At 58.7% G+C, this 9,846-nt stretch carries 9 protein-coding genes; all 9 read left to right on the top strand.

What is annotated here, in order from left to right:
* The first annotated feature begins 2 nt into the window (after positions 1-2).
* Positions 3-158 (top strand): DUF305 domain-containing protein, encoded by a 156-nt coding sequence (locus WCE37_RS14570; RefSeq protein WP_343279972.1) that lies wholly within the window; start codon positions 3-5, stop codon positions 156-158.
* A 436-nt stretch (positions 159-594) separates the two neighbouring features.
* Complete coding sequence (locus WCE37_RS14565; protein ID WP_343279971.1) at positions 595-993, top strand: hypothetical protein; 399 nt, start codon at positions 595-597, stop codon at positions 991-993.
* Between the two features lie 1,181 nt (positions 994-2,174).
* Entirely contained in the window at positions 2,175-2,405 is a 231-nt protein-coding gene (locus WCE37_RS14560; RefSeq protein ID WP_343279970.1) for a hypothetical protein, read from the top strand.
* 1,407 nt (positions 2,406-3,812) lie between these two features.
* The gene (locus WCE37_RS14555) at positions 3,813-4,205 is read left to right on the top strand and encodes a cupin domain-containing protein (RefSeq protein ID WP_343279969.1); all 393 of its coding nucleotides are present in this window, start codon (positions 3,813-3,815) and stop codon (positions 4,203-4,205) included.
* A gap of 786 nt (positions 4,206-4,991) precedes the next feature.
* Positions 4,992-5,543, top strand: coding sequence for a hypothetical protein (locus WCE37_RS14550; protein ID WP_343279968.1), 552 nt, complete (start codon positions 4,992-4,994; stop codon positions 5,541-5,543).
* Between the two features lie 272 nt (positions 5,544-5,815).
* On the top strand, positions 5,816-6,295 hold the full coding sequence (locus WCE37_RS14545; RefSeq protein ID WP_343279967.1) for a GNAT family N-acetyltransferase: 480 nt from the start codon (positions 5,816-5,818) through the stop codon (positions 6,293-6,295).
* A 140-nt stretch (positions 6,296-6,435) separates the two neighbouring features.
* A complete protein-coding gene (locus tag WCE37_RS14540) occupies positions 6,436-6,795 on the top strand; it encodes a DUF6404 family protein (protein WP_343279966.1) in 360 nt (119 codons plus the stop codon).
* Positions 6,796-7,721: 926 nt separating this feature from the next.
* A complete protein-coding gene (locus WCE37_RS14535; protein WP_343279965.1) occupies positions 7,722-7,991 on the top strand; it encodes a hypothetical protein in 270 nt (89 codons plus the stop codon).
* Positions 7,992-8,182: 191 nt separating this feature from the next.
* On the top strand, positions 8,183-8,560 hold the full coding sequence (locus WCE37_RS14530) for a hypothetical protein (protein ID WP_343279964.1): 378 nt from the start codon (positions 8,183-8,185) through the stop codon (positions 8,558-8,560).
* Positions 8,561-9,846 lie beyond the last annotated feature (1,286 nt).

Raw genomic sequence — 9,846 nt, 5'->3', positions numbered from 1 at the left:
CCATTGCAATCCTCACAAGTGAGCGGGCCCGGATCTCGGACCCCCGAGTAAGAACCCTTGCGGATGAGATCATTGAGGCTCAACGCCGTGAGATTGGCGAGATGGAGTCATTGATCAGTGACCTGCAGGATCAATCGACCGAAAGGGCGCAGGAGTGACGTCTAACAATTCGTTCAAGCCGATGCCGCTTCGCGGCACGGCTTAACTCAGGTGTTAGGCCTTGTTTCCCGCACTGTTGTTGCTTGGTTCTAGGCAATCGGTAACGCCTCGCTTGCCCGCAGCTTTTGCACCTTGCACGCGCGGTGCAGGCATCGGCGGTCAGCCCTGCAGCACCTCGGCTTCGGACAGGCGCGACCCTTCGCAAGATTCGACCTTCCGAATCGGCTTCGGTCAGTGCGCGGTGAGAGTACTTGGCCGCGCGCGTGGTGCGCTTCGGCAGCACCAAACACGGCGCTTGTTGTACTGTTCGCCTCAGGGGTTGGGCTGTCGCACGTCGGGCGCAGGTGCCAGGGAACGGCGGCCTAACGAGTCGTTCAAGCCGATGCCGCTTCGCGGCACGGCTTAACTCTGGTGTTAGGCCGCAGGGAGAGGATCATGCAAGTACCCATTAAGAGCATCATCGGCGGCGCGGTGTCGGGTATCGCCATCTACTTCGTATCCATCTCAACGCTTGGCTACACCAACGCATTCGTGATGCCCTCGTGGGCCCCGCTGGCGGTCTGGGAGGCGGTCGTTGTGTTTGGGCTCGGGGCTGCACTTATTGCGCTGCTCATCCACCTTGCCGCGCTCCTGGTGTTTCAGGCTCGTGCTTCGTGGTCACTTGCCTCGTTCCTCGCTGTCACGCTTCTTGCAATGGGGTTGTCGGGCCATCTCACTTACGGCACCAAAACCCTTGCCGCATGGGTAGTGGGTGCCGTGTTGGCATCACTGGCGTATGGCAAGCTGCGGCCTAACAATTCATTCAAGCCGACACCGCTTCGCGGCGCGGCTTAATTCAGGCGGTTAGGCCTTGTTTCCCGCACTGTTGTTGTCGGGTTCCAGGCAATCTGTAACGCCTCGCTTCTCCGCAGCGTTTGCACCTCGCACGCGCGGTGCAGGCATCGCCAGTCAGCCCTACAGCACCTCGGCTTCGGACGGGCGCGACTCTTCGCAAGATTCGACTTGCCGGGTCGGCTTCGGGCCGTGCGCGGTGAGAGTTCTTGGCCGCGCGCATGGTGCGTTTCGGCAGCACCAGACACGGCGCTTGTTGTACTGTTCGCCTCAGGGGTTGGGCTGCCGCACGTCGGGCGCAGGTGCCAGGGAACGGCGGCCTAACGAGTCGTTCAAGCCGATGCCGCTTCGCGGCACGGCTTAACTCTGGTGTTAGGCCTTGTTTCCCGCACTGTTGTTACCGGGTTCCAGGCAGTCTGTAACGCCTCGCTTATCCGCAGCGTTTGCACCTCGCACGCGCGATGCAGGCATCGGCAGTCAGCGCTGCAGCACCTCGGCTTCGGACAGGCGCGACTCTTCGCAAGATTCGACCTGCCGGGTCGGCTTCGGGAAGTGCGCGGTGACAGTTCTTGGCCGCGCGCAGGGTGCGTTTCGGCAGCACCAGACACGGCGCTTGTTGTACTGTTCGCCTCAGGGGTTGGGCTGCCGCACATCGGGCGCAGGTGCCAGGGAACGGCGGCCTAACGAGTCGTTCAAGCCGATGCCGCTTCGCGGCACGGCTTAACTCTGGTGTTAGGCCTTGTTTCCCGCACTGTTGTTGCCGGGTTCCAGGCAATCTGTAGCGCCTCGCTTGTCCGCAGCGTTTGCACCTCGCACGCGCGGTGCAGGCATCAGCAGTCAGCCCTGCAGCACCTCGGCTTCGGCCCGGCGCGACTCTTCGCAAGATTCGACCTGCCGGTTCGGCTTCGGACAGTGTGCGGTGAAAGTTCTTGGCCGCGCGCAGGGTGCGTTTCGGCAGCACCAAGCACGGCGCTTGTTGTACTGTTCGCCTCAGGGGTTGGGCTGCCGCACGTCGGGCGCAGGTGCCAAGGAACGGCGGCCTAACGAGTCGTTCAAGCCGATGCCACATCGGGGCGCAAATCACATGGCAGGTACAGCTTGCCATGCGCTTCACGCCCCGCTGCGGCACGGCTTAACTCTGGTGTTAGGCCCCGCAACAACTTCTACAGCGCACTGGAAGGGCAATGAGCAGAAGCATCCATAAAACCATCGCGCAAGTAATACGAGACAACCCCCGCCAGGAAATCGCGCATCCGGACAATCCAGACGTCGCGGCCCTTGCCAAGAAGGTTGGCTACAAGAAGTCTGAGCGCCGGAAGCGTCAAGAGACTGCTCAAGACGTGGCCTTGACTCAAGACGACGAGGCGGGGCCTAACAATTCATTCAAGCCGACACCGCTTCGCGGCGCGGCTTAATTCAGGCGTTAGGTTGCTCACCATGCTTAATCGACTAAATGGGTGGCAGAGAATTGGAGTCGTACTCACCGGCGTGTGGGCGGCATGCGTTCTATTCCTCGCCATCGCATTCGGAGCGTTTGTAACATCAGCTCCAGGTCAGCCTCCAAGTTGCAGCGCGCCCGCTGCGGAAATGTCTCCCAATCAAAAGGCATTTACCCTTGAGGAGGCATACGGCTGCGCGCCTGGAGCGCTCGTTGCCGGAACGCCGGACAGTAAGCACTTCAATTGGGGCGGCTTTCTCCTTGCCATTGCGCTTGTCCCAGTCATTAGTTGGCTAGTCGCCTACCTCGTCATCCACATAATCCGATGGGTTGTAAGGGGCTTTCGGCCCGGAGCAACCTAACAATGCGTTCAAGCCGAAATTGCATCGCTACGCCGTCAACATGGCAGGTACAGCTTGCCATGTTGCCAGCTACGCGCTGCAATTCGGCTTAACTTAGGTGTTAGGCCTTGTTTCCCGCACTGTTGTTGCCGGGTTTCAGGCAATCTGTAGCGCCTCGCTTATCCGCAGCGTTTTGCACCTCGCACGCGCGGTGCCGGCATCGGCCGTCAGACCTGCAGTACCTCGGCTTCGGACAGGCGCGACTCTTCGCAAGATTCGACCGGCCGGGTCGGCTTCGGGCAGTGCGCGGTGAGAGTTCTTGGCCGCGCGACTTGATCTTCTAGGCTCCGCTCGCGCCACGTGCCAGGTCAAGCTCTCCAGCAAGACTTGTTGTACTGTTCGGCTCAGGGGTTGGGCCGTCGCGGGTTGGGCATAAGTGCCGGGCAGCGGCGGCCTAACAAGTCGTTCAAGCCGAATCCGCTTCGTTACGCAAAACACATGGCAGGTAAAGCTTGCCATGTGTTTCGCTTCACTACGCTGCTCGGCTTAACTCTGGTGTTAGGCCTTGTTTCCCGCACTGTTGTTGCCGGGTTCCAGGCAATTTGTAGCGCCTCGTTTATCCGCAGCGTTTGCACCTCGCGCGCGCGGTGCAGGCATCGGCAGTCAGTCCTGCAGCACCTCGGCTTCGGACAGGCGTGACCCTCCGCAAGGTTCGGCCTGCCGGGTCGGCTTCGGACAGATCCTGGTGAGGCTCCTCGCACACGCGAGCTGTAGTTCGCGCTTCGTAGTTCCAAGGTACGGCCCAGCTGTGCCAAGTTGTTGTAGTGTTTCGGTTCGGGGTTGGGCTGCAGGGGTTCGGCGCAGGTGTCGGGCAGCGGCGGCCTAACGAGTCGTTCAAGCCGATGCCACATCGGGGCGCAAACCACATGGCAGATACAGCTTGCCATGTGCTTCACGCCCCGCTGCGGCACGGCTTAACTCTGGTGTTAGGCGCATGCGACGGGTTCGACGGATATGATTGTTCGATACAAAGGAGAAACATCATGAAAGGCTTCGTACAGGACATTGAGAGTATTGCCGTTAAGAACGACGAGTTTCGTCAGGTGCTGTACACGGCGAAGAATTGCCAGCTTGTCATCATGGCATTAAAGCCCAACGAAGAGATTGGGGCGGAAGTTCACACGCTGGATCAGTTCTTTCGCGTGGAGGAAGGTACCGGGGAAGCGATTCTTGACGGTGTCCGGACAGCGATCAAAGCCGGTTTTGGGATCATTGTTCCGGCCGGGGCAAACCACAACATCATCAATACTGGAAACGCCCCCCTCAAGCTCTACACAATCTACGCGCCTCCCAATCACCGAGACGGCGTTATTCACCATACTCGCGAGGATGCGGAGGCTGACAACGAGCACTTTGACGGCAAGACGACGGAATGACTTCTGGTCGACCGATGGCCCGGATGTTCTGTGTTGAGGAGCATGCGCCTAACAATTCATTCAAGCCGAACCCGCTTCGCGGGTCGGCTTAACTCAGGCGTTAGGCCGCTCGGGCAAGTGCAATTGCTGTGCCAGTTCGCACCGCTGATAGCTCACGGCGCAAACCTGTCGCTCCAGACGCGATCGCACTCCGCCTACCCTCGACAATTCACAGCGCAAGCCGCTGGCTCACGGATCGATCGGCAATTGCTCATTCCCGATCGCGCCCGGCGCAAGCGCGTCCTCCGGCCAGATCTGTCGTAAAGTTCGCCTCGGTGGGGCGTCGCCTCTTCGGCCGGCGGCCTAACAATTCGTTCAAGCCGAAGCCACTTCGTGGCTCGGCTTAACTCAAGGCGTTAGGCCGCATGTCAGACGATCCGTACGCCCCGCCACAGGCCACTCCCGACCCAAAGACAGGTCCTTCCTCAAATAGGACTGTTAAGACACCCGTTGGACGAGCCCTTGGCGCACTGCTGGCCGCAATCGCTCTGCTTGGCTCAGCATTCTCCGTCCTTGCTCTAATCGATCCTACGGGCGCACAACTCAGCAACGATGCCGATCCCTTTGGGGTTCCTCCGGCAGCTGGTGAGCTGTGGCTGCACCTGGCGCTATGGGTTGCCTTGCTTTGCGTAGGCCTCTGGCTTTTCTTCCGGCGCCAGTCGCGCTAGCTTGCGGCCTAACAATTCATTCAAGCCGAAGCCGCTTCGCGGCTCGGCTTAATTCAGGCGTTAGCCGCTAGGGGGAGTCATGCGAATTCTTGCGAGTTTAGTGCTGGCGATATCGGTGGCCCTAGGTGTCGGCTGCGCATCCATTCCGCTTTCCACGGCCTTGAGCCTGTCGTCGATGTCACCTCGCGCTCTGTCACAGATCGACCCAACACAAGTCCGAGTCAAGATATCCGTGCCGGCAGATTTCAAGATCGACGTCCCCAAAAGCCATCTAGGTTTGTCTCTCACAACCTCGTCTGGAACTCGCAAGGCTGCAATGAAGCTGTCGCTTCTTGGCGTAACAGAGGAGTTACGCTCTGGTGGAGTGTTTAAGGCAGACATACCAGTGTCCACGTACCTGCTTGCTCTAAGCTCCGATGGTGCTCATCAGCTCCAACTGCTGCAGCGCCAAGTACTTGTGCAAGACCCGACAGGCTTTGAGTTCAGTGTCGGCGCGCCATTTTCAGAAGTGCCGACCAACCCCACTGAAGTCACTCTCTGGGCAGACCTAAAACTGTCATCAACAGAACCATTCATGCGGTTGATTAACGGTGCAAAGATCAAGTTCGAGCATTCGCCAGCTAGCGGCTAACAACTCATTCAAGCCGACGCCGCTTCGCGGCGCGGCTTAATTCTGGTGTTAGGCCTCAGGTTTGTCGCAATACCGGCCAAAAGAGCCGCGGTAAAAAATTATCACCTCGCTAGCGCCTGATAGCGCCGAGCCACGTCCCGGTTCTTGGCACATGGCACCTTCGTAGCCCGTTGATTTCCTGACATTTCTCGTGGTTGACGAGCCGCCTCGCAACGGCGACCGTCCCATTTACCGCCCCATAGATGGGGTCGACTTAGCGTTAGGCACCACAAATGACCATATCGGTGCGGCGAGCGACGACGAATGATGCAGATGCGATCGCCAAGATCCATCGAGAGGCATTCCCACGGCAGATGCATTCGGAGTCGTGGGTGGATGCAACTCTCGCAGCAGCACCGCGCATACTTTCCTACGTCCTCACGGACAAGGCAGAAATTGCCGGGTATGCCTTCTGGGCACAAAAGGCCGGGATGCGCGCGTCGGCCGTAATGGAGCTTGAGCAAATAGCCGTTCTTTCCAAGCTGCGAGGGCAAGGCTACGGCGAGCATCTCATCAGGGAGTCACTGGCACTTCTAGGCGAGGAGCTAAGAACATCTGGCCAGTCGCTCAAGTCAGTGCTCGTGTCCACTCGTGACGACAATCGAGCCCAGCACTTGTATCGTAGGGTTCTGGGTGCCCGGGTTGTTGCCAAGGTCGAGAATCTGTACTCCTCAACAGAGGTTCTAATGTTGGCCGAGGTAGGTGGTGCCTAACAATGCGTTCAAGCCGAAGCCGCTTCGTTCCGCAAAGCACATGGCAGATACAGCTTGCCATGTGCTTCGCTCCACTACGCGTCTCGGCTTAACTTAGGCGTTAGGCGCTTGGGACACATCGCGAGGGGCTGGAAGAGCTTATGAAACATCACGAGAAGCTGGAAGAAATGTATCGGCACATGGCGATGCTCGGCGTCCCGAAGAACACAGCCGCGCCTCCGCTTTGGCGCCTGTTTTGGCGGTTCGGCGTTGAGGTACCGCCGCCGCTGTTTACTCCATTCATTCCAGGCGCACTCGCAATGAGTGCGTTCTTTAGTCTGTTTTGGGGTCTGCTCATGTGGGCCGTTCTCTGGGCACGTCAGGGCATGCCCATCAGTCTCATGGCGGCTTCTGCACTCGCCGCGGGTGCACTCTTCGGTCTCATCATGGCGGCATACTTTCGGCATCTGGCTCGCAAGCACAAGTTGCCATCGTGGGCCGCGTACAGGGGTGCGCCGTAGCGCGCCTAACGATGCGTTCAAGCCGAAGCCGCTTCGTTCCGCAAAGCACATGGCAGGTACAGCTTGCCATGTGCTTCGCTCCACTACGCGTCTCGGCTTAACTTAGGTGTTAGGCCTTGTTTTCCGCACTGTTGTTGCTGGGTTCCAGGCGATCTGTAGCGCATCGCGTATCCGCAGCGTTTGCACCTCTCACGCGCGGTGCAGACATCGGCAGTCAGCCCTGCAGCGCCTCGGCTTCGGACTGGCGCTACTCTCCGCAAGATTCGACCGGCCGAGTCGGCTTCGGACAGGGCGCTGAGAGAGTTCTCAGCCGCGCGAGTCGCTGGTTTTGGCTCCGTCCCCGGCAAGTGCCAGCCTCAGGCCGTTCGGCCAGACTTGTTGTAGTGTTCCGCTCAGGGGTTGGGCTGTCGCAAGGTCGGGCGCAAGCTCGGCGTGCGGCGGCCTAACAAGTCGTTCAAGCCGAAGCCGCTTCGTTACGCAAAACACATGGCAGGTAAAGCTTGCCATGTGGTTCGCTCCACTACGCGTCTCGGCTTAACTCTGGCGTTAGGCCTTGTTCTCGGCACTGTTGCAGCACCGGTTATCGGTTGCTTGTCGCATCCGGTCTGCCTGTTGCGATTGGCTCTTTGCACGCGCGGTGACGGCATTGGCAGCGAGCTTTGTGTGCCTCGGCTTTGGACAGGCGCGACTCTCCGCAAGATTCAACCTGCCGGGTCGGCTTCGGGCAGTGCGCGGTGAGAGTTCTTGGCCGCGCGCATGGTGCGTTTCGGCAGCACCAGACACGGCGCTTGTTGTACTGTTCGCCTCAGGGGTTGGGTTGCAGCACTTCGGGCGCAAGTGCCAGGGAACGGCGGCCTAACGAGTCGTTCAAGCCGATGCCGCTTCGCGGCACGGCTTAACTCTGGTGTTAGGCCGCGGGAGCAACTATGTCGCTGATCGACAAGGTGGTTAAGTCCTCCGTGAGGCCGAAGAGCTTCTGGGTCCTGTTCGTCCTCTGTTTTGCTGCGCCGATCATTGGCCTTCCTTACGTCCTCCTCGTAAACAATCAGCTAATACCGCATACCACGGGCGGCTTCCTGTTCTTCTTGGGGCTGATAGCTGTCGCCTTCCTTCTGCTCGTCTACTATCTAGTGGGCATGGCATCTGGCAAGTACAGGAATCTGGAGGGTCGGTCGTGGTCAGAACTTCCTTGGTAAGTGGACCGCGGCCTAACAAGTCATTCAAGCCGATGCCGCTTCGCGGCACGGCTTAATTCTAGTGTTAGGCGCTTATGGACACTTCGTCGCTCGTCAACACGGTAGTACGGCAAGTACTGACTCCCCTGTGCGAGCCGGTGCATCCCGCCTGGATTGACGGAAACACCACGCCACTCGCCACGAGCGCGGCCGTGCTCGAGCTTTCCGACGGAGGCTTGGTCATGCTGGCTCCGTGTGAGGTGTACCTCGACCCAGATAAGTATCCTTCGCTTGGCCTCTCTTTAGAGAGGTGCGATCCGGGAGCACTACAATGGGCGAGAAACGGTAAGACCTACTCGATGAGTCCCTTTGCCGGCGCAGCTGGGCTGTTGCCGTTTCCCGTGGCTCAAGTTGTGGAGTCTGATCCGCTCGGGGAAGGAGCACTCAGCGAAGTACTGCTGATTGGGCCGCTGGGCCAACTGCTGTTTCGCCACATCATGCCGCCAATGTCGCTCGGCATTGAGGTGACGCAGTCGGGCCAAGCGCCTAACAAGTCATTCAAGCCGATGCCGCTTCGCGGCACGGCTTAATTCTGGTGTTAGGCCCCTCGTGAGGGTTTCTCAAGATGGCAGTCACTTGCTCGCAGTGTTCCCAGGCGATCTCTCCGACGATGATGGATTTAGTGCCGTCGTACTTGTGGTCCGTGGAGATCGACTGCCCAAACTGTGAGCATTCCAACCGACTACCCTGGCTGACTTCGTTCGCCATTGTTGGGCTAGCAATCGCAATCGTATTCACAATCTCCGTTCCGCTTCTCAGCAAAGCTGGAGTTCCCACCGGCTTCATAGCGCTTTTCACGGTGACGGCTTGGCTACTTCTCGTGCGGGGACTACTGCTACTCTACTTGCGCTTCTCAAATCGCCCTTTTGTATCAAACCGCCGCGGGGCCTAACAATGCGTTCAAGCCGAAATTGCATCGCTACGCCAGCCACATGGCAGGAAAAGCTTGCCATGTGCCCGGCTACGCGCTGCAATTCGGCTTAACTTAGGTGTTAGGCCTTCAACACCCAACCACGCGCCTCATCCATCCAACCTTCAGTAGAGAATCAATGAAGATAACGTACTTGTCTCTCGCTCTTTTGCTCGCCCCTTCAGTCGCATACTCGCAGTCAATCAGTTCAAGCGACGTAGATCAGAACGTGGCGTCAGTCGTCTCGAGGTACGCATCTTCCATCTCCTGCGGAGATGTAGAGGTCACTTCGGATGACATTGCCACGCTCTCACCCTATGCAAGCTTTGAAGATCGAGAAAGCGCAGCCTTCGCTGTGCTTTGGCACGGCGACATAGGATGCCTGGGCGGCTCTGGCACCGCGACTACGAACATCGCCATTGTGAACGTTCGTACGGGCGACTCTTATGTAGTCGACCCAGCCCAGTCATCGCCCACCGTAGATGTTAGCTACTCAGGTCTAGGCGGAAGAATTGTGCGTAGCACGCACAACAGTATTTTTCTAGAAACGTCGGAACATGCACCTGGTGATGCAAACTGTTGCCCCTCAATCACGAAAACGGTTCAATTGAGGAGGGATTCGCGGGGAAACTGGGTCGCTATTGACTAACCGCGTACTGGCTGCAGCAGGCGGGAAGGCCTAACAATGCGTTCAAGCCGAAACCGCTTCGTTCCGCAAAGCACATGGCAGGTACAGCTTGCCATGTGCTCCGCTCCACTACGCGTTTCGGCTTAACTTCGGTGTTAGGGGGACATTCCGTGCGTTTCGTGATCTTGCTGACTACATTCTTGGTTCTAACGGGGTGCGCCACGAGCCACTTGGGGCCACAGAAGGCACCTGAGTACTTCGTTACACCAAACGTGCGC

Source organism: Luteimonas sp. MJ250 (assembly GCF_039548455.1).
Lineage (GTDB): Bacteria > Pseudomonadota > Gammaproteobacteria > Xanthomonadales > Xanthomonadaceae > Luteimonas.
The sequence above is the reverse complement of the archived record's forward strand: the minus strand, read 5'-3'. Positions and strand labels throughout refer to the sequence as shown.